Origin of the sequence: Mycobacterium colombiense (assembly GCF_001665835.1) — a bacterium.
Classification (GTDB): Bacteria; Actinomycetota; Actinomycetes; order Mycobacteriales; family Mycobacteriaceae; genus Mycobacterium; species Mycobacterium colombiense_A.
Genome location: NZ_LZSX01000025.1, coordinates 179,132 through 199,223, shown reverse-complemented (window position 1 = coordinate 199,223; position 20,092 = coordinate 179,132). Strand labels below are relative to the sequence as shown.

Sequence of the window (20,092 nt, the reverse complement as noted above, 5' to 3'; positions counted from 1 at the left end):
CCGGGCGAAGCGGGTCGCCACCATCGGGTAGCGGCGATCGCGAGCGCGGCGGTGCCGGGCGAAGCGGGTCGCCACCATCGAGTCGCACGAATCGGGTCGCCTCACCCGGGGTTTTGCCGCCGGATACCCTGGTTCAATGAGTCTGCAAGCACCATCGCTTCCTGACTTGCGTCAGGAGGTGCACAACGCCGCACGCCGCGCCCGCGTTGCGTCACGTGTTCTGGCGTTGTTGCCGACGGTTGCCAAGGATCAGGCACTGCGCTCAGCTGCCGACGCGGTAGCCGCCCACAGCGATTTGATCCTGTCGGCCAACGCCGAAGACCTCGACGCCGCCCTGGCCGCCGGAACGCCGCCCGCGATGCTCGACCGGTTGGCCCTGGACTCCAAACGCGTCGAGGGCATCGCCGCCGGCCTGCGTCAGGTCGCCGGGCTGCCCGACCCGGTCGGGGAGGTGTTGCGCGGTTACACGCTGCCCAATGGGCTGCAGCTGCGCCAGCAGCGGGTTCCGCTGGGCGTCGTCGGCATGATCTACGAGGGCCGGCCCAACGTGACCGTCGACGCCTTCGGTTTGGCGCTGAAGTCCGGCAATGCCGTGCTGCTGCGCGGAAGTTCGTCGGCGTCGCGGTCCAACCAGGCGCTGGTGCAGGTGCTGCGGGCGTCGCTGGTCAGCGAGGACCTGCCCGCCGATGCGGTGCAACTGCTTTCGGCCGATGACCGCTCCACGGTGACGCATCTGATCCAGGCCCGCGGCCTGGTCGACGTGGTGATTCCGCGCGGCGGGGCGAGCCTGATCGACGCGGTGGTCCGCGACGCGCAGGTGCCCACCATCGAGACCGGCGTCGGCAACTGTCACGTCTACGTGCACGAGGGTGCCGATCTGGATGTGGCGGAGCGAATCCTACTGAATTCCAAGACCCGTCGGCCCAGTGTGTGCAACGCCGCCGAGACATTGCTGATCGACGTCGGGATCGCCGAGGAGGCGCTGCCCCGGCTGGTGGCCGCCCTGCAAGACGCCGGCGTGACCGTGCACGGTGGATTTTCCAAGGACGCGCACGAGGACGACCTGCGTCGCGAGTACCTGTCGATGGACATCGCGGTGGCGGTGGTCGACGGTATCGACGCCGCGATCGCTCACATCAACGAGTACGGCACTGGACACACCGAGGCCATCGTGACTACCAATATGGCTGCGGCGCAGAAGTTTACGGACGGCGTTGACGCCGCCGCGGTGATGGTGAACGCGTCCACGGCCTTCACCGACGGTGAGCAGTTCGGCTTCGGCGCCGAAATCGGCATCTCCACCCAGAAACTGCATGCCCGCGGCCCGATGGGGCTGCCCGAATTGACGTCGACCAAATGGATTGCGTGGGGAGACGGACAAACTCGTCCGGCCTGATACCCCGCGTGCAGCAAGTGTTTTAGGAGAACCGATTGTGAGTGTGCCCGCCCGGTCCAAGCCGTTGTTCGATGACATCGACGACGTCTCGCGGCGGTTGGCCGAGACCGGCTACCTGCCCGACACCGCCACCGCGACGGCCGTGTTCCTGGCCGACCGGCTCGGCAAGCCGTTGTTGGTGGAAGGCCCGGCCGGCGTGGGCAAGACCGAGCTGGCCCGCGCCATCGCCCAGGCCACCGGCTCGGGCCTGGTGCGCCTGCAGTGCTACGAGGGCGTCGACGAGGCGCGCGCGCTCTACGAGTGGAACCACGCCAAGCAGATCCTGCGCATCCAGGCCGGTTCCGGGGACTGGGACCAGACCAAGGACGACGTGTTCAGCGAGGAGTTCCTGCTGCAGCGTCCGTTGCTGACCGCCATCCGCCGCACCGAGCCCACGGTGCTGCTCATTGACGAGACCGACAAGGCCGACATCGAGATCGAGGGCCTGCTGCTGGAGGTGCTGTCGGACTTCGCCGTGACCGTTCCCGAGCTGGGCACGATCACCGCCGAGCGCACGCCGCTAGTGGTGCTGACCTCCAACGCCACCCGCGAACTGTCCGAGGCGCTCAAGCGTCGGTGCCTGTTCCTGCACATCGACTTTCCCAGCCCCGACCTGGAACGCCGCATCCTGTTGTCCCGGGTCCCCGAGCTGCCCGCGCACCTGGCCGAGGAGCTCGTTCGCATCATCGGCGTGCTGCGCGGCATGCAGCTCAAGAAGGTGCCGTCCATCGCCGAGACCATCGACTGGGGCCGCACGCTGCTCGCGCTGGGCCTGGACACCATCGACGACGCGGTCGTCGCCGCCACGCTCGGCGTGGTGCTCAAACACCAGTCCGACCAGCAGCGCGCAACCGGCGAGCTTCGGCTGAACTAGGACGACTGCGATGGCCACCCGCCGTATCCGACCCTCCCGGCCGCTCGCCCCGCACGGGCTGCCGGGCCACCTGGTGGGATTTGTGGAAGCGCTTCGCGGGGCGGGGATTTCGGTCGGTCCGTCGGAGACGGTGGACGCCGGGCGGGTGATGGCGACGCTCGGCCTGGGTGACCGGAAGGTGCTGCGCGAGGGCCTCGCGTGCGCCGTGCTGCGCCGCTCGGATCACCGCGAGACCTACGACGCGATGTTCGACCTGTGGTTCCCCGCGGCGCTGGGCGCCCGCGCGGTGGTCACCGACGAGGCCGACGACGCGCCGGCCGACGACGCGTTGCCGGCCGACGACATCGAGGCTATGCGCCAGATGCTGGCGGACCTGCTGACCGAGAACCCCGACCTCGCCGACATGGACGAGCGCCTGGTGGCAATGATTGCCCAAATCGTCGAGGCCTACGGCAAATACAGCTCCAGTCGCGGTCCGTCGTTCTCGTCGTACCAGGCGCTCAAGGCGATGGCGCTGGACGAGCTCGAGGGCAAGCTGCTGGCCGGGCTGCTCGCCTCGTACGGCGAGGAACCCACTCCCAGCCAGGAGGAGATCGCCAAAGCGCTTGCCGCGCAGCGGATATCCCAGCTGCGCAAGCTGGTCGACTCGGAGACCAAACGGCGCACCGCGGAGCAGCTGGGCCGCGATCACGTCCAGATGTACGGCATTCCACAGCTTTCCGAGAACGTCGAATTCCTGCGCGCCTCCGGTGAGCAGCTGCGCCAGATGCGCCGGGTGGTGGCCCCGCTGGCCCGCACGCTGGCGACCCGTCTGGCGGCGCGGCGGCGACGCGCACGTGCGGGGTCGATCGATCTGCGCAAGACGTTGCGCAAGTCGATGTCCACCGGCGGCGTGCCGATCGACGTGGTGCTGGCCAAGCCGCGCCCGGCACGGCCGGAGCTGGTGGTGCTGTGCGACGTATCCGGCTCGGTGGCCGGGTTCAGTCATTTCACCCTGCTGCTGGTACACGCTCTGCGCCAACAGTTCTCGCGGGTGCGCGTGTTCGCCTTCATCGACACCACCGACGAGGTGACCCACATGTTCGGCCCGGAGGCCGACCTGGCCGTGGCCATCCAGCGGATCACCCGGGAGTCGGGCGTGTACAGCCGTGACGGGCATTCGGATTACGGCAACGCGTTCGCGTCGTTCGTGCAGGCGTTCCCCAATGTGCTGTCACCGCGAACGTCGCTGCTGGTCCTCGGGGATGGCCGCACCAATTACCGCAACCCGGAGATCGAGCTGCTCACCCACATGGTGACCGCCAGCCGGCACGCGCACTGGCTGAATCCCGAACCCAAGCACTTGTGGGGTAGCGGCGACTCGGCGGTGCCGCGCTATCAAGAGGTCATCCCGATGCATGAGTGCCGGTCCGCCAAGCAGCTGGCCGCGGTGATCGACCAGCTGCTGCCGGTGTAGGGGCGGGCGCCGCGTCGTTTCACACCGGCCGTCGGCGGGGGTGTTGTTTGTGCCCGCCTCACAGCGACAACCGCGGGTCCGCCCCGCGCAGAGGCTGGTGTGACAGGTGTGACCGGCGCCTGGGAAATCGGGTCGTAACACCGGCTCAAGTAAGCTGGCAAATCGTGCAAAAGCAGCTTCGCAGGTTAGGAGTGATGGGTGGGACGTTCGACCCCATCCATTACGGCCACCTGGTTGCCGCCAGTGAGGTCGCCGACCTGTTCGACCTCGACCAGGTGGTGTTCGTGCCCAGCGGGCAGCCCTGGCAGAAGGAGCGGCACGTTTCCGCCGCCGAGGACCGATATCTGATGACGGTGATCGCCACGGCGTCCAATCCGCGCTTCTCGGTCAGCCGGGTCGACATCGACCGTGGCGGCCCCACCTACACCAAGGACACACTGCGCGACCTGCACGCCCTCAACCCGGACTCCGAGTTGTACTTCATCACCGGGGCCGACGCACTGGCCTCCATTCTGTCGTGGCAGGGCTGGGAGACGGTGTTCGACCTGGCGCGGTTCATCGGCGTCAGCCGGCCCGGTTACGAGCTGCGCCGCGAACACATCACCGGCGTCCTCGGTGAGCTGCCCGAGGACGCCCTGACGCTGGTCGAGATCCCGGCGTTGGCCATCTCCTCGACCGACTGCCGTCAACGCGCGGCGCAGCGCCGGCCGCTGTGGTACCTGATGCCCGACGGCGTCGTGCAGTACGTCTCCAAGCGCCGGCTCTACCGCGATGAGGGGCCGCCAGTGATCGTCAACGAAACACGCCTGAGCACAGGGGAACACCCGTGAGCGCCACCCAGGAGGCCATCGACATGGCAACGGTGGCCGCCGGCGCCGCCGCCGCGAAGCTGGCCGACGACGTCGTCGTCATCGACGTGTCGGCCCAGCTCGCCATCACGGACTGCTTCGTGATCGCCTCGGCGTCCAACGAGCGACAGGTCAACGCCATCGTCGACGAGGTCGAGGAGAAGATGCGCAAGGCCGGCTACAAGCCGGCGCGTCGCGAGGGCACACGGGAAGGCCGCTGGACGCTGCTGGACTATCGCGACATCGTCGTGCACATTCAGCACCAGGAAGACCGCGACTTCTATGCCCTGGACCGGCTGTGGAGCGACTGCCCGACGGTGCCAGTAGAGCTGGACGAGAGTCCCGAGAACTCTGAAGACTCGGGCGCGCAATGAGAATTCGTCGTCTGATCATGTTGCGGCACGGGCAAACCGAGTTCAATGCCGGTAGCCGGATGCAGGGCCAGCTGGATTCCGAACTGAGCGAACTCGGGCGGGCGCAGGCGGTCGCCGCCGCCGAGGTGCTGGGCAAGCTGCAGCCGCTGCTGATCGTGTCGTCGGATCTGCATCGTGCCTACGACACGGCGGTCAGGCTGGGGGAGGTGACCGGTGTGCCGATCCGGGTGGACCAGCGATTGCGGGAAACCCATCTGGGCGACTGGCAGGGCCTGACCCACACCGAGGTCGACACGCAGGCCCCGGGTGCACGGCTGGCCTGGCGCGAGGACGCCACCTGGGCACCGCACGGGGGCGAGAGCAGGGTCGACGTCGCGGCCCGCAGCGTGCCGTTGGTCGCCGAACTGGTGTCCGGCGAGCCGGAATGGGGCGATCCCGACGGGCCGGATCGCCCGGTCGTGCTGGTGGCCCACGGGGGCCTGATCGCCGCGCTGTCGGCCGCGCTGCTGAAGCTTCCGGTCGCCAACTGGCCGATTCTGGGTGGCATGGGCAATGCCAGCTGGGTGCAACTGTCCGGACACAACGACGATCCCGCCGACGAATTCGACAGCATCCGTTGGCGTCTGGATGTGTGGAACGCTTCGGCGCAGGTGTCCAACGATGTCCTCTGAACGGCCGCCGAAGCCCACACTGCTGATTTTCGCCGACTCGTTGGCCTACTATGGGCCGACCGGGGGGCTGCCCGCCGACGATCCCCGTATCTGGCCGAACATCGTTGCGGCGCAATTGGGTTGGGATGTCGAGCTGATCGGCCGCATCGGTTGGACGTGCCGCGACATCTGGTGGGCGGCGACCCAGGACCCGCGGGCGTGGGCGGCGCTGCCCAGGGCCGGCGCGGTCATCTTCGCCACCGGCGGCATGGATTCACTGCCGTCGGTGCTGCCGACCGCGCTGCGCGAGCTGATCCGCTACGTGCGGCCGCCCTGGCTGCGGCGCTGGGCCCGCGACGGGTATGGCTGGCTGCAGCCCAGGCTCTCGCCGGTGGCCCGATCGGCCCTGCCTCCGCACCTGAGTGCGGACTACCTCGAACAGACCCGTGGCGCAATCGATTTCAACCGCCCCGGCATCCCGATCGTGGCCTCGCTGCCGTCGGTGCACATCGCCGACACCTACGGTCGGGCTCACCACGGGCGCGCGGGGACGGTGGCCGCGATCACCGAGTGGGCGCAAAACCACCAGGTACCCCTGGTCGACCTCAAAGCCGCTGTTGCCGAGCAGGTTATGAGTGGCCGCGGAAACCCCGACGGCATTCACTGGAATTTCGAGGCTCACCAGGCGGTCGCGGAGTTGATGCTCAAGGCGCTCGCCGAGGCCGGCGTGCCCAACGAGAAGCACCGCGGATAGCCATGTCCGTCGTGGTGGTGACCGATTCGTCGGCGCGTCTGCCGGCCGACCTGCTCGAAAAGTGGGGGATCCGCGTCGTTCCGCTGCACATCCTGCTCGACGGCAACGATCTGCGCGACGGTGTCGACGACGTCCCCGGCGACATCTACAAACTCGCGGCCACCACTGCGGCGGCCACTCCGGCCGAACTGGCCGACGTCTATCAGCAGGCGCTGACCGACAGCGGGGCCGACGGGGTTGTGGCCGTGCATCTTTCGTCGGCGCTGTCGGGCACCTGCCGGGCCGCCGAACGCACCGCCGCCGATCTCGATCCGAACGTGCGCGTCGTCGATTCCAAGTCGGCCGCGATGGGCACCGGCTTCGTCGCGTTGGCCGCCGCGCGGGCCGCGGCCGACGGTAAAGACGTCGACGCCGTCGCCGCCGCCGCGCGCGCGGCCGTGGACCGCGGACATGCCTTCATCGTGGTGCACCGGCTGGACAACCTGCGCCGCAGCGGACGCATCGGCGGGGCGAAGGCGTGGCTGGGCACCGCGCTGGCCCTCAAGCCGCTGTTGCGCATCGATGACGGCAAACTCGTTCTGGCCCAACGGGTGCGCACCGTCAGCCATGCGACGGAGGCGATGATCGATCGGGTCTGTCAGGTCGTCGGCAACGACACCGCCGCCCTGGCGGTGCACCACGTCAACAACGCGGACGGCGCCCGTGAGGTGGCGACGGCCTTGGGCGAGCGGCTGCCGGCGTGCGAGCCGGCGATCATCACCGAGCTGGGGCCGGTACTGGCGCTGCATGTCGGTGCGGGCGCGGTCGCGGTGAGCGTGGCGCTCCCAGCGGATTAGGCGGTCACCGGCCGTCGCGCGTTGTCACCGCGCGGGTGCACCACCTGTGGCCACCAGAACCACCGCCCGAGCAGCGTGGCGATCGAGGGCATCAGTAGCGTTCGCACGACCAGCGTGTCGAGCAGCAGACCGATGCAGACGGTCGAGCCGAACTGACCCAACACGCGAAGATCGCTACCCAGCATGGATGCCATGGTGAACGCGAACACCAGACCCGCGGCCGTCACCACACCACCGGTGCCGGCCATCGACCGGATGATTCCTGTCTTGAGCCCGCGATGGATCTCTTCGCGGAACCGGGAGACCAGTAGCAGGTTGTAGTCGGATCCGACGGCCAGCAGGATGATGACCGACAGCGCCATCACGATCCAGTGGATCCTGATGCCGAACAGGTCCTGCCAAATCAGCACGGACAGACCGAAAGACGCCGCGATCGAACTGGCCGCGGTGCCGACGATCACCAGCGCGGCCACCACACTTCGGGTCAGCAGCAGCATGATCATGAAGATCAGCGTCAGGGCCGACACCACCGCGATCATCAGGTCGTATTTCTCGCCGTCGGCCATGTCCTTGAAGGTCGCGGCGGTTCCGCCGAGATACACCCTGGCATCCGACAGCGAGGACTGCTTCAACGCCTCTTGCGCGGCAGTGCGCTCGGCGTCGACCCTTGCAATGCCATCTGGCGACATCGGATCGCCCTGATGTGTGATGAAGAACCGCGCCGACTTACCGTCGGGCGACAGGAACATCCGAAGACCCGTCTGGAAGTCGGGGTTGTCAAAGGCTTCCGGCGGGAGATAGAAGAAGTCGTCGTTCTTCGACGCGTCGAAGCTTTGTCCCATCACGATGGCGGTGTTGCTCATCGCCTCCATCTGGTCGATCATCGCCTTGAACGTCTGGTACAGCGTCAGCGTGATGCCCCTGGTGGTCTTCAGCGTGGTGATCAGCGTGGGAAACAGCGCAGTCAGGTCGCGTGAGGCTTTGGCGGTGTGCGCGATGTCTGTCGTCAAATAGTGGAACTGCTCGGCTAGTTGGTCGAACCCGTCGAACGTGTCGAAAAGGGACCGCAGCCCGATGCACACGGGAATGTCGTAGCAGTGCTTTTCCCAGTAGAAGTAGGTGCGGACCGGCCGGAAGGTGTCGTCGAAATCCGCGATGTGGTCGCGCAGGGTATCAGTGATCTGCGACGTCACCGCCGTGGTCTTTGCGCTGTCGTCGGCGGCGTTGGCCAGGTCCAGCGACACCTCGTATTGGCGCTGCGTGGTGTCGATCTGGGTCTGCAGGTCGTCGGCCATCTTCAGGATGTCGTTCATGCGCTCCTTGAGGAAGCTCATGTTCTGCATCGTGGTTTGGCTTTGGACGCTGTTCTGGAACGGAATCGAGCTGTGCTGAATCGGGATGCCCAGTGGCCGCGTGATGTCCTGGACCATGGCGATGCCGAGCGTGCGCATCTCGTTCTTGGCCACCCGGTCCAGCACCAGCATGTCGGCCGGGTTGCGCATGTCGTGGTCGGACTCGACCATCAGCAGGTCGGGATTCATCCGTGCTTCGGAGAAATGCCGATTCGCGGCCTCTTGCCCTTGATTGGACGGGGCGGACAACGGCAGGTAATGGCGGTCGTTGTAGCTCGTGTGGAAGCTCGGCAGGGCGATCATGCCGACCAGCACGACCGCGGCGCTGACGGCCAAAACCGGTGCGGGCCAACGCACTACGGCGGTGCCGACCCGTCGCCACAGCCGACCACGTTTGGCCTGCTTTTCGAAGAGGTGGAAGCGACTGCCGATGAAGACCACCGCGGGGCCCAGCGTGAGGCCGGCCAGCACCACGACCAGCATGCCGATCGCCACGGGCGCGCCCATGGTGTTGAACCACGGTAGCCGCGAAAAACTCAGGCAATAGGTCGCGCCCGCAATCGTCAGGCCCGACCCCAAGACGACCGGGGCGACACCCTTGAATGTGGTGTAGTACGCGGTTTCTCGATCCTCGCCCTCGGCCAACGCCTCCTGATAGCGGCCGAGCAGGAAGATGCCGTAGTCCGTTCCCGCGGCGATCGCCAGCATGGTGAGGATGTTGGCGGCGAAGGTGGTGAGCCCGAATGCGTTGTGGTACGCGAGAACCGCGACGACGCCGCGCGAACAGGCCAGCGCGACAAAGGTCATGAACAGCTGGATCAGCGTGGTGACGATGGACCGGTAGACCAGCAGCAACATGATCGCGATCGCGCCCAGGGTGAACAGCGTGATCTTGGCCAGGCTCGCGTTACCTATGATGTGCATGTCGTCGGACAGCGCTGCGGGACCGGTGACGTAGGCCTTCACACCGGGTGGCGCCCTGTTCTCGTCGATGACCTTGCGTACGGCGTCGACGGATTCGTTGGCCAGCGTCGTGCCCTGGTTACCGGCGAGGTTCACCTGCACATAGGCGGCCTTGGCGTCGGCGCTCTGGGCGCCCGCGGCGGTCAGCCGGTCGCCCCAGAAGTCCTGGATGTGCTGAATGTGCTTGGGGTCCTGGCGGAGTTGGCGAATCAGCTTGTCGTAGTACTGGTGCGCGTCCGGGCCGAGGGGGTGCTGGCCCTCGAGCACGATCATGACGGTGCTGTTGGAGTCGAACTCGTGGAAGTTGTGGCCTAGGCGCATCATCGCCTTCATCGACGGCGCGTCCAGCGGTGTCATCGGCGCCGAGTGCGCCTCGCCGACTTTTTCCAGCGTGGGGACGACGACGTTGACCAACACGGTGATGGCCACCCAGCCCAAGATGATCGGTATCGCGAAGATGCGGATCGCATGGGGAAGGTAGGGCCGGTGGCCCCGCTCGGCCTTGGACAGGCCCCCCGTTTTGATCGGGCCGGTGTCGGCGGCGCTCAGGTCGCGCTCGGTCTTGTTGCTCGTGTCGCTCATGCGGACTTCACCAGGCAGAAGGTCTGGGCGTTATGGCCGTTGGAGTTCTGGTTGTCGCGGACGATGCCGTCCACGGTGATCTTGCAGCTGATCGCGCTGCCGTCGCCCTGCGCCATGATGTTGGCGCTGACCGAGGGCAGCGTGGTCGAGATCGTGGTCGTCCAGGGCAGTGGGGCGTTGTTGACCTGATGCGTGTTGGCGTTTTCGTCCCAGTAGTTGATGTTCGCGGTCGTACCCGGGTTGCCGGAGATTTCGTAGACGACGACCTTCGGGTTGAACTGCACGATTTCGATCCCCTTGCCGGCGTTTGCGTTGAGATCTTCCGAGCCGAAGATCTTGTGCAGCCGCGACACGATCAGCGCCGAGATCGCCAGAACGACCACCAGCAGCAGCGGGATCCACCCTTGTTTCAGCACGCGGGTCACAATGCCGGGGCGGGCACCTGAGTCCGGACTAGCCACCACCTGACCGCCTTCCGCAAAGCTCACCAACCGTCGCCGACGACACCACTGTCAACGGAACATTTGCTCAGCTAGGGATCCTAACCTTAGTGCACGCAAGCGTTCCTCCTGGGGCCGCCGGTTGTGGCGAACCGCATATCCGCTAGTAGGCGACCCGACCGGTGACGGGCGGCAAATCCGCGAGCGTCACGATCCCGGGCTCGGCGGCCACCACCGCCGGGACGGCATTGGTAACCGGCATCGCGGTGTAAATCATTCCCAATCCCATGAACCCGGGCTCTGTCCAATCCTTGGGCGGCAGGCAGTGCAACACGGTGCGCATGTTGGGCAGCCCGAACACCTGGATGACGTGGCCGTGCTCGAGTGGTTTGGGTGGGACGACGTGACTGCCCATGGTCCAGTTGAACCCGACGCTGACGACGTTGCGATCGCCGACCCAGCCGCGGTGGTAGCCGTAGACGCTGCCGACCGTTCCGGCGGGAATCTTCATGAAGCCCAGATCGGAGTCGCCGGTGGCCGCGGTGAACGTGACGTCGAAGGTCATCTTGTCCAGCTTCGCCCCGATCGCGTCGGCCATCATCGCGGCCGATTCGGCGAAGACCTCGCTTTCCCGCCGGACGTTTTCGGCCAGCCCCGGGGTATCGGGATCTTGCGAAAACCCCATGGCCGTCTGGGTTTCCGCCGACTCGTAGGTCGAGCAGTCGACGGACTCGGTGATCCGGATCTCGTCGACGCGCTCGCACGAGGCAGACAGCACCATGCCCACCATGTTCGTCATGCCCGGGTGGGCACCGCTGCCGAAGATCGTCGAATTGCCGTTCTGGCAGGCGTCCTCGATGCGCTTGCGGTCCTGCGGTGTCTGCTTGCCGCCGGTGATCCACGCCGCGCTGGTGCACACGTTGACTCCCGATTCCAGCAGCCGCACCAGCTCATCGACGTTGGGCCACAACGGGTTATAGCAACACACGTCGGCGTCCAGGGCCAGCAGCGCGTCGATGTCGTTCGTCGCGTGCACCCCGGTCGGCTCGGGCCAGCCCGCCAGGTCGGCGGCGTCGACGCCCACCTTGTCCGCGCCGTGCGCATACACCCCGGCCAGTTCGAGGTCGGGCCGTCCGATGATGGCGTGCAGCGAACGACGACCGATGTTGCCGGTCGTCCACTGGATCACCCGCAGCGGACGGTCTGTGCTTGCCTTGCTCATCGCGGCTCCTTTGCCAGTGCGGTTGGACTCATTATCAGTCAGCGGCTAACGCGGCGTTTCCAGATAAGGTCAAAGCCCGGCCGTGCCGACCGCCACGAAAGCGCAGCCGGCCGCGGCCAGCACGAGTGCAACGTCGGCGCGTCGACGCGATCGAATCCAGCCGTGCAGCGCCGCCACCCACCTGGCGGTTGCCTCAGGTGCCAGCAGATGGGCCAGCAGCGGAATTTCTATGAGGGCGAAGGCCACGGCGTTGAACATCAACACCACTGTGACTTGCGCCAGGGCTGTCGCGCCGGAGGCGAGAATGACGGCTAGCGCGGCAAGGTAGTCCACCGACGGCAATGCGATGCCGAGGCCGGCGATGCCGGCAACCGTCAGCGAATGCCGGCTCAGCAATCGCTGGAACGGCGTCGCCAATCTTGTCGGCCGCGAGCCCAGCCGCGCAGGGAGATTCGCGGCCACGACTGCCGCGACTGTCAGTGCCAGCAGACCAACCAGAATCTGCACCTTGGGCAACGCGAAGTAGCTCGAGCCCAGCATCCTGCGCCGAAAGGCGAACAACACGACCAGACCCACCGCCGTTCCCATTGTGAAACCGCCGGACAGAAACGCGAGCAGTTGCAGCGCCGGGCGTGGTCTGTTCAGCATCAGCACGGTCATGCCGATTCGGAACGGTTCGACGCTGACTGCAACGGCCATCACCAGGACAGTGACCAACATTGGCATTGTGGAGGCGCGCCCGCCGCCCCCGGCTCAGGCGTCCAACCGGGCGAATTGGTGCCGGTGGTACTGCTCGACACAGGCGGCGCGCCGGATCTTGCCACTCGTCGTGGTGGGGATCGAGCCGGGCGGTACCAGGACGAGGTCCCCTACATTCACGCCGTGCGCATTGGAAATCGCCGAGGTGACGTCCCGTTTGACGCAGGTCAGCGAGTGCATGGCCTCCTCGTTGGACTCGCCTCGCTTTTTGAACTCGACGACGGTGACGAGCTTCTCGGTACTGTTCACCGGAACCGATATCGCCGCGACCCGGCCACCTGTGATCTCTTGGACCGTCGCCTCGATGTCCTCGGGATGGTGATTCCGTCCACGGATTATCAGCAGATCCTTGATACGCCCGACGATGAACAGCCCGCCCTGGTAGACGAAACCCAGGTCGCCGGTCTTCAGCCAGGGGCCGTCAGGCGTACCTGGCGACGGCTCGACGAGCATCGCTCCGAAGCAGCGCTGTTCCTCCGGCGGCTTGCGCCAGTAGCCCTCGGCCACATTGGCGCCGTGTACCCAGATCTCGCCCACCACGCCCTGCGGGCACTCGCGGTTGGTGTCGCCGTCGACGATTCGCAGTGTCGGTGATTGCGGTACCTCGTACTTCACCAGCGATGAGCCAGTCCCGGCCGCGCCGGGCCGAGCGCGACCTGCGGACAGCTCGTCGATATCGAAGTGAACCGTTGACGAGTCACTCCAGGTGCCACTCGCCACGAAGACGACCGCCTCCGCCAAGCCGTAGGACGGACGCATCATGTTGTCCCGAAAGTTGAAGTGGGCAAACCGATCAACGAAGCGGTTCAAGGTGGCCGGCTCGACGCGTTCGGCACCACTGATGATGCCCAGCACCCCGCCGAGGTCGAGCCCGGCCAGGTCACGGTCACGTGTTTTGCGGGCCGCCAAGTCGAAGGCGAAGTTGGGCGCCGCCGACCACGAAGAAGTATTCGCGGCCAGAGATTGCACCCATCTGGCCGGCCGTTCCAAGAACGCAACCGGACTCATCAGCTCGCCGCGCCAGCCGCCCAGGATTGGCGCGCAGACTCCCAGCACCAAACCCATGTCATGGTAGAAGGGCAGCCACGACACCATCGTGGTGTCCGACGGGGCTTGCATGTGGGACTCGGTGAAGAAGCTGCGCATCAGCTGCTCGAAATTCACTTGGAGATTGCGGTGCGAAATCTTCACGCCGGTCGGCGTTCGGGTCGAACCTGAGCTGTATTGCAGATACGCGATGTCAGGCAAATCGGCCGCCAGAACGCTGGTTCCGCCATCGGCGTCCAGATTCATCGAATCGATTTCGACGATCTTTGGAACATCGTCCATGCGTGCCCGATCGACGTATTCAGCGACATCTTCGGCGACCGCGGACGTCGTGAGAACGACCGAAGGCGACGTATCGGCGAGCACCGCGCTGACCCGCTCGTCGCTCGATCCGCGATGCGGCAGCGGGAGCGGAACTGCGATGAGCCCGGCCTGCATGGATCCCAGGAACGCCGCAATGTAATCAAGACCCTGCGGCGCCAGAATTACCGCCCTGTCGCCGACCGACCCATGCTCGCCGAGGTCGCGCGCCACATTGAATGTCCGGCGGGACACTTGCGACCACGTGAGGCTCTCGGGAACACCGTCGGCGTCGTCCTGGTAATCGGTAAACCTGTACGCCACATCGTCGGGCCGCAGGCTGGCACGTCCGTGCAGCATGGAGAGAATCGATGGTCCAGACATAGGCGCGTTGTCAGCCGGTGCCGTTGGAAAGCGCGGACGTGGCGCCGCTGACGATTTGCGAAAGAGGGTCGCCGCTGCCGAGTGCCGCCTGGTTGACTGGCGCGATAACTTGCGCTGGGTCGAAGCCGTGCACGGGATCCACCTGAACCGGAGCGGTCGATGGGTCGTCATTTCGCGCGTAGCCCGCATTCACTCGGGGGATCAGGATCGCGTCGAGCTTGTTCAGGGTGTCTTCCGGGATGCCGAGGTAGGCCAGCGGCATGACGAGCGGAAGGTGCTTTTCCGGAACCATGATGGTGGTGTCTTTCGCGCCCCTGGAGTTCGTCGTCGTCCTGATGTTCTGGGGCGGCACCATGCTCGGGTTCGTAAAGGCCACCGCCGTGTGACCGGTGGCCAGGCCCAGCAGCGTGTTGGCCAGAGCGAACATGTTGTCCGGCCGATCGGGGAAGTCCGCGATCAAGTCGTATGCAGCCACGAACCTGTTCGTGTCGTACTGGCTCTCATACGTCGGTGGCATGGTGTAGTCCAGAGCGGGAACAACGCTGCCGACCGGGAACATGGCGGTCAGGAAGCTCTGACCGAAGGCGTGATGCCCAATCGGGTCGCCGAATGTGGCGAAGTTCAGTTTGTCCGCCGGGGGAGCAGCCGGGTCATTCGCCAGCCGAGCCTGCTCGCCGTCGACCACGAACCCGCCCTCGGACAAGCCGATCGCCGTACCCGGGTGTCCGGTGCGGATCGCTGCATCGAGGTTGCCTATTCCCTCGACGACAGACTCGCCGATGCTGGGGCCGTCCACACCCAGGCCCGGGAACTGCTCATCGATCTTGCCGATGCCCGGGAAGAGTCGCTCCAGCACGTGGCCCTGAATCTGGCCCGCCGGGTAGGGGACGATTTCGCGCTTCTGGCCGGGGAACCATTGGGCGCCCTCCTGACGTATGTACTCGTCGTAGGGGATGCCCGCAACGTGAGCGCCTCCGAGGGCGAACGCTGTCTGGTCGCCCGGCGCCCCGGGGGTCGGTGGACCGCCGATGGGCGCATCGTCTGCCGTCGCGGTATTGACGCCGAAACACCCTGTGGCACCGACGGTTACCAGCGCCGTAACTCCGGCGAGTAGTTTCTTCATCCCTAGTCCTGACCGCTCGGATTCGCCTCGTAGTCTCACATACATCATGTGCGGGTGCTAACCGGGCCGCGCGTCGGCGCGTCCCTCCGGCGACCGCAACGACGGCCGTCGCACGCCCACTGGGGACGGCCACCAGTTCGCCCGTCCGACCAACGCGGCGATGGCGGGAACCGTGATGGTGCGAACCAAGAAGGTATCCAGCAGGATTCCCACCCCGATCACGAAACCACCCTGGACCACGGTGCTGATGCTGGAGAACAAGAGACCGCACATCGAGGCTGCGAAGATCAGACCTGCCGCGGTGATGACACCGCCCGTCGAACCCAGGGTCCGGATGATGCCGTAACGCACGCTGTGTCCAGACTCCTCCCGCATTCGCGAGACGAGCAGCATGTTGTAGTCGGCCCCCACCGCGACCAACACGACGAACGCCAGCGGGGGAACACTCCAATGTAATTGCTGGCCCAGTACGTATTGGAATACGAGCACGCCAATACCCACCGCCGACAAATACGAAATGACCACGGAGGCAACAAGATACAGCGGCGCAACAATCGCGCGCAGCAGCGCGATCAAGGTCAGTAGCACGACTAAGAGGGTTACCGCGATGATGAACCGGATATCGTGTTGGTAGTAATCACGCGTGTCCTTCAGGGCGACGGTGTATCCCGCCATCGATACCGTGGCGTCCGCCAATGCGGTGTTCGGTTGAGCCCCCCGAGCGGCCGCTTCGATCGCGTTGACCTGATCCATGGCTTCGGTGCTGAACGGATTGAGTTTGGTTTGAACTAGGTACCGCACGGAGTGGCCGTCGGGCGAAATGAACGCCTTGGCGGCCTTCTGGAACTCCGCTAGGTGCAGCAGCTGGGGCGGGATATTGAACCCAGCCATAGCCGGTTGTGCCGCGTCGCGTTTCAGCGACAACAAAAACGCAGCTGACTCATTGAGCCCGCTACCGAGCTGTTTGACTTGGTCGACGACTTGAGCCACTGCGTCGGCCACTTGGCGGCTCCCACCGGCGAATCGGTTTGCGCCATCTTGCAAGCTGTTCAGGTTGGTCTGTAGACCACCGGGCTTATCCATCCCCAGGGAATGCAGCACGTTGGTGAGCTTCGCCAATGCGGCACGCAGGCGGTCGGTCGACGCTTTCAGCGCCCGTTTGTCCGGGTACTCCTGCAGTTGGTGGGCCAAATCATTGATCGCGTCTAGGTCTGCTTGATCGCGTGCGCCAACCAGTTGCTCAAATGTCCCGCGGGTGGCGCTGCACGACGGGTCGACGTCGCATCTCGGGTTACCCTGCAGCGCCGCCAGCACCGGGCCGATCCAAGCGAACATGTTCTTGGCCGCTGAGAAGTTCCAGCCCATCGCATTGCTGAGCGCGTTGACATGGTCTACGAGCTGGGCCGCGATGTCGACCTCTTTCACCAGCGCGTCGCCGCTGTACTGGTTCTTCGTCGACGAGAAGGCGCTCTCCACCTCCTGCACGCTGGCAGCCAGCTGGATGACCTGGCCCCGCATATTGCCGAGGTTGTCGGCGAGCGTACCGGCCCCATCTACCAGCCGATTGAGGTCATTGGTGTGGTCTTTGATCAGGGTGGATCCGCCGGCCAGCAAGGTGCCGATGGCGCCCGCTTGATAGGTGGCCCTGAATTGTTCTGGCACATTCCCGGTGGGACGCGTAATGCCGCTGACTGCAGCAACGTTCGGCAATTGACTGACTCGGTCCGCCATTTGTTCCAAGTCCGCAAGGGTCTTCGGCGTGCGAAGGTCATGCGGTGATTGGACCAGGATGTACTGCGGAATGGACTGGTTCACCGGGAAGTGACGGTCCAGCGCCGCGTACCCGACGGAACTCGGGGCGGAAGACCGCAGTGCCTTGCGATCGTCGTAGTTGTAACGCACCAGGCCGGCGCAGCTGGCCAGGATGATCAACACAAGCACGCTGGCAATCAGATTGACCTTCGGTCGCCGCACGATGCGGATGCCCGAACGCCGCCAGAACCGGGCGGTCAGCTCGCGCCGTGGCTGGACCCAGCCACGCCGCCCCGCAAGCACCAGCACTGCCGGCAGCAACGTCACCGCGGCGAGGAATGCCACTCCGATCCCGATCGCCGCCGACACCCCAACCGTTTTGAAGACTCCCATTCGGGCGAAGCTGATGAGGAGAAACGTGATTCCGACGGTGGCGGCGGAGGCGGCGATCACTTTTCCGATCGAGAACATCGCGCGCTTGACCGCCTGATCGGAATTCGCACCCGACCGCAAATAGTCGTGATACCGGCTGATGAGAAAGACTGCGTAATCCGTTCCGGCGCCGGCCATTATGGCGCTCAAGAACACGACGGACTGGTTTGAGACGCCCGCGCCGGTTAGTTGTGAGTAGCCCGCTACCACCGCCTGCGCGATCACCAGGGAAATCCCGATCGTCAGCAACGGCAGCAGCATCGTGACCGCACTGCGGTAGATCACCAGCAGGACGATGAGCACCAGCACCGCGATCGCCAGCTCGATCGGCATCCGATCCCGAGCGCCCGCGACCGTGAGGTCGGCGACGGTCGCTGCGGGGCCGGTAAGGTTCGCCGTCAGCGGCGTGCCGCTGACGGCGCGTTTGACGACGTCGCCGATCCGGTTGAAAGCCGCATACGAGCTGGGAGTGCCCAACTCGCCCGCAACGCCGATCGGTACCACCCACGCTTTGTGGTCTTTGCTGGTAACGACCGAGCGCAACGCCGGTGTGCTGATGAAATCCTGCACCATGACCACATCTCGCGTGTCCCGGCGCAGCGCGTCCGCAAGTTTGCCGTAAGCGGCTTCGTCGGCGGGGCCGAGCCCCTTGTCGTCGGTCAGGACCACCAACAGGAGGTTTTCTGAGCCCGATTCGTGAAACGCCTCGGTCATCTTTCGGGCGGTGACGCTCGATGGCGCATCGCTGGGCAGGATAGCGAGCGGATGCTTCTCGGCCATCTCGCCCAGCGAGGGAAGAGCCAGCGGTAGCGCGACCGCAATCGCGACCCAGATCCCGACCACTACCCAGGGCCACCGCACCACAGAATCGGCTAGCCGTCGCATACCGCCCTCATCCCCGGGTTTCGCAGTCGGGTGTGCCCGCCGGCGACACTCGGCCGCATCGCCCGAGCCCGGTTAAACCACGCAATTTCGCCTCGCGAGCCATCGAAGTGCTCCACGCTACGCGACGCGTCCCCAACTCCCGCTGCCGGCGACCCGCACGCAGACCGACTTCATCGCTTCCATGTAGCGGACAACCGACTTCCGGGCGACCGGGTTGTCGGGATGCATGATCGCCATGACCGTGCCCTCGCCGTACCGGAAGATATAAATGGTCAGTTGATATGAATACCGGCCGTCAGGATAGATTCCGATATTGTTCGCAAGCCCTAGGTCGGCTGCGGCAAGAATGGCATTGAGCGGAGCAGCGCCGCCATGAAAGAAGTTCGATACCGGAAAGTTGGGCCGTGGCCAGCGCAACCACGGCGCCAGTTCCAACACGCGATAGTAGGGAACTTTCGCCATGTCCAGACTTGAATCGAAGGAAGTCTGCGCCGCCCACGCGGCATCGCCAAAAGAGGCCGCAGCTATGGGCACGGTGATGGGAATCAAACCGGTAAACCAGCCTTGCGTCATGAAATTGTCCGTGGCTTTGCGGGAATCCCTGGGCGTAAGCGCGTAATACGTAAGAGCCCCGGTAAATTCGTGCTCCACCAGGGCGAGGCAGGCGAACAGACCCCCGACAAAGCGCGCGCCGACCGCCGCGCAGGCCGATTCGAATCGCTCCGTCTGTGTCGCGTCCATCAGGAGTTCCGAGGTCATGTCGCTGCTACTGGACTCCCGCGGGTTACCCAGCGGGAGCGGGAACTCGGGGAAGCCACCGTTATTGTTCTCGGCGAAGTCGATCCACGCGCGCACCTCGGGCGAATCAACGGTCAGCGTTGACGTGTATTCGCGTTCGCGGGTGCAGAAATCATCGAAGCTGCCGGCATCGGGAAGCGCAAGGGCCTCACCGCCTCCGCTCAACGCCGTATACATGCCGTTGGCTTCCATCATCGTGGTGCCTATTAGCGTCGCGTCCCCGTGGACATGATCCATGGCGGCAAAGAAAGTGAAGTGGCTCTCGCTTTGGATAATCCCGAAGGTGAAGCAGCCCCACTCCAGCGGGCTCGGGATGGCCACGGCGTGAGCGTGTATTTCGTCAGCCGTCATCCCGCCGTGCTCGATCGGCGCGAATTCAATATCGGCAGGATCGCTCATGGTATGGCGGACGAACTCTCCGTTACCGGTGTGCTCGAACCAACTGCGGAACGTGTCATGCCGACGCAGGTACGCGTTGACAGCGTGGTTCATGGCGGGGACATCGCACATCCCCGGCAGTTCGCAGGTAGCGATGATCTGCCGGGAGAAATTCAGCCCCGCGGCCGTCCGTTCACAGTAGTTACGAAGATGTTGGCCCTGCATATGGCTGACCGGCACAGAGCTCACCGGTGCTTGCCGGGCTTTTTCGATTGCCGCGGCCGTCGGGTGCCATGAGGTGACCGAGCCAGGGGTCAGCGTCCAATCGTCGAGTGCGCCGATCGTAATCTTCCCGATGCGCAAAACTTCGTCCTCCTCGGTTTGAACGGCTGCGGCCACGCTGGCGGCGAGACCAAGATAACCCTCCCGGCGATCACCTTGGCAGGCA

The 20,092-nt window shown here is 65.3% G+C and carries 16 protein-coding genes; 8 read left to right on the top strand and 8 right to left on the bottom strand.

Features of this window, described 5'->3' with window-relative positions:
- The first annotated feature begins 136 nt into the window (after positions 1-136).
- From A5760_RS05280 to A5760_RS05245, 8 genes are all read left to right on the top strand, one after another.
- Entirely contained in the window at positions 137-1,396 is a 1,260-nt protein-coding gene (locus tag A5760_RS05280) for a glutamate-5-semialdehyde dehydrogenase (RefSeq protein ID WP_064878349.1), read from the top strand.
- A gap of 37 nt (positions 1,397-1,433) precedes the next feature.
- Positions 1,434-2,309, top strand: a complete 876-nt coding sequence (locus A5760_RS05275; RefSeq protein ID WP_007769847.1) for an AAA family ATPase — start codon at positions 1,434-1,436, stop codon at positions 2,307-2,309.
- A 10-nt stretch (positions 2,310-2,319) separates the two neighbouring features.
- Positions 2,320-3,765, top strand: coding sequence for a vWA domain-containing protein (locus A5760_RS05270; protein WP_064878347.1), 1,446 nt, complete (start codon positions 2,320-2,322; stop codon positions 3,763-3,765).
- 164 nt (positions 3,766-3,929) lie between these two features.
- A complete protein-coding gene (gene nadD / locus A5760_RS05265) occupies positions 3,930-4,595 on the top strand; it encodes a nicotinate-nucleotide adenylyltransferase (RefSeq protein ID WP_082279346.1) in 666 nt (221 codons plus the stop codon).
- Positions 4,592-4,987 (top strand): ribosome silencing factor, encoded by a 396-nt coding sequence (gene rsfS, locus A5760_RS05260; protein WP_064878343.1) that lies wholly within the window; start codon positions 4,592-4,594, stop codon positions 4,985-4,987. The genes nadD and rsfS overlap by 4 nt, the downstream gene beginning before the upstream one ends.
- Positions 4,984-5,658 carry a glucosyl-3-phosphoglycerate phosphatase gene (gpgP, locus tag A5760_RS05255; RefSeq protein ID WP_064878341.1) on the top strand — a complete coding sequence of 225 codons (675 nt, stop codon included), beginning with the start codon at positions 4,984-4,986 and terminating at the stop codon, positions 5,656-5,658. Before rsfS ends, gpgP begins: the two co-directional genes overlap by 4 nt.
- A complete protein-coding gene (gene octT, locus A5760_RS05250) occupies positions 5,648-6,391 on the top strand; it encodes a diglucosylglycerate octanoyltransferase (protein ID WP_064878339.1) in 744 nt (247 codons plus the stop codon). The genes gpgP and octT overlap by 11 nt, the downstream gene beginning before the upstream one ends.
- 2 nt (positions 6,392-6,393) lie before the next feature.
- Positions 6,394-7,227, top strand: coding sequence for a DegV family protein (locus A5760_RS05245; RefSeq protein WP_064878337.1), 834 nt, complete (start codon positions 6,394-6,396; stop codon positions 7,225-7,227).
- Here the strand turns inward: A5760_RS05245 and A5760_RS05240 are convergent.
- The 8 genes from A5760_RS05240 to A5760_RS05205 all read right to left on the bottom strand — a co-directional run bounded on the left by A5760_RS05240 (position 7,224) and on the right by A5760_RS05205 (position 20,007).
- The gene (locus A5760_RS05240; RefSeq protein ID WP_064878336.1) at positions 7,224-10,124 is read right to left on the bottom strand and encodes an RND family transporter; all 2,901 of its coding nucleotides are present in this window, start codon (positions 10,122-10,124) and stop codon (positions 7,224-7,226) included. The two genes, A5760_RS05245 and A5760_RS05240, sit on opposite strands and share 4 nt — an antisense overlap.
- Positions 10,121-10,588, bottom strand: coding sequence for an MmpS family transport accessory protein (locus A5760_RS05235; RefSeq protein WP_196771996.1), 468 nt, complete (start codon positions 10,586-10,588; stop codon positions 10,121-10,123). Before A5760_RS05235 ends, A5760_RS05240 begins: the two co-directional genes overlap by 4 nt.
- 139 nt (positions 10,589-10,727) lie before the next feature.
- Positions 10,728-11,786 (bottom strand): hypothetical protein, encoded by a 1,059-nt coding sequence (locus tag A5760_RS05230; protein WP_064878334.1) that lies wholly within the window; start codon positions 11,784-11,786, stop codon positions 10,728-10,730.
- A gap of 69 nt (positions 11,787-11,855) precedes the next feature.
- Positions 11,856-12,506, bottom strand: a complete 651-nt coding sequence (locus tag A5760_RS05225; RefSeq protein ID WP_064878332.1) for a GAP family protein — start codon at positions 12,504-12,506, stop codon at positions 11,856-11,858.
- A gap of 33 nt (positions 12,507-12,539) precedes the next feature.
- Positions 12,540-14,276, bottom strand: coding sequence for an AMP-binding protein (locus A5760_RS05220; RefSeq protein WP_082279344.1), 1,737 nt, complete (start codon positions 14,274-14,276; stop codon positions 12,540-12,542).
- A 10-nt stretch (positions 14,277-14,286) separates the two neighbouring features.
- Positions 14,287-15,399 (bottom strand): acyltransferase PE, encoded by a 1,113-nt coding sequence (gene pe / locus A5760_RS05215; protein ID WP_064878328.1) that lies wholly within the window; start codon positions 15,397-15,399, stop codon positions 14,287-14,289.
- 57 nt (positions 15,400-15,456) lie between these two features.
- Complete coding sequence (locus A5760_RS05210; protein WP_082279343.1) at positions 15,457-18,468, bottom strand: RND family transporter; 3,012 nt, start codon at positions 18,466-18,468, stop codon at positions 15,457-15,459.
- Between the two features lie 117 nt (positions 18,469-18,585).
- Entirely contained in the window at positions 18,586-20,007 is a 1,422-nt protein-coding gene (locus A5760_RS05205) for a condensation domain-containing protein (RefSeq protein ID WP_064878444.1), read from the bottom strand.
- Between the last annotated feature and the right edge of the window lie 85 nt (positions 20,008-20,092).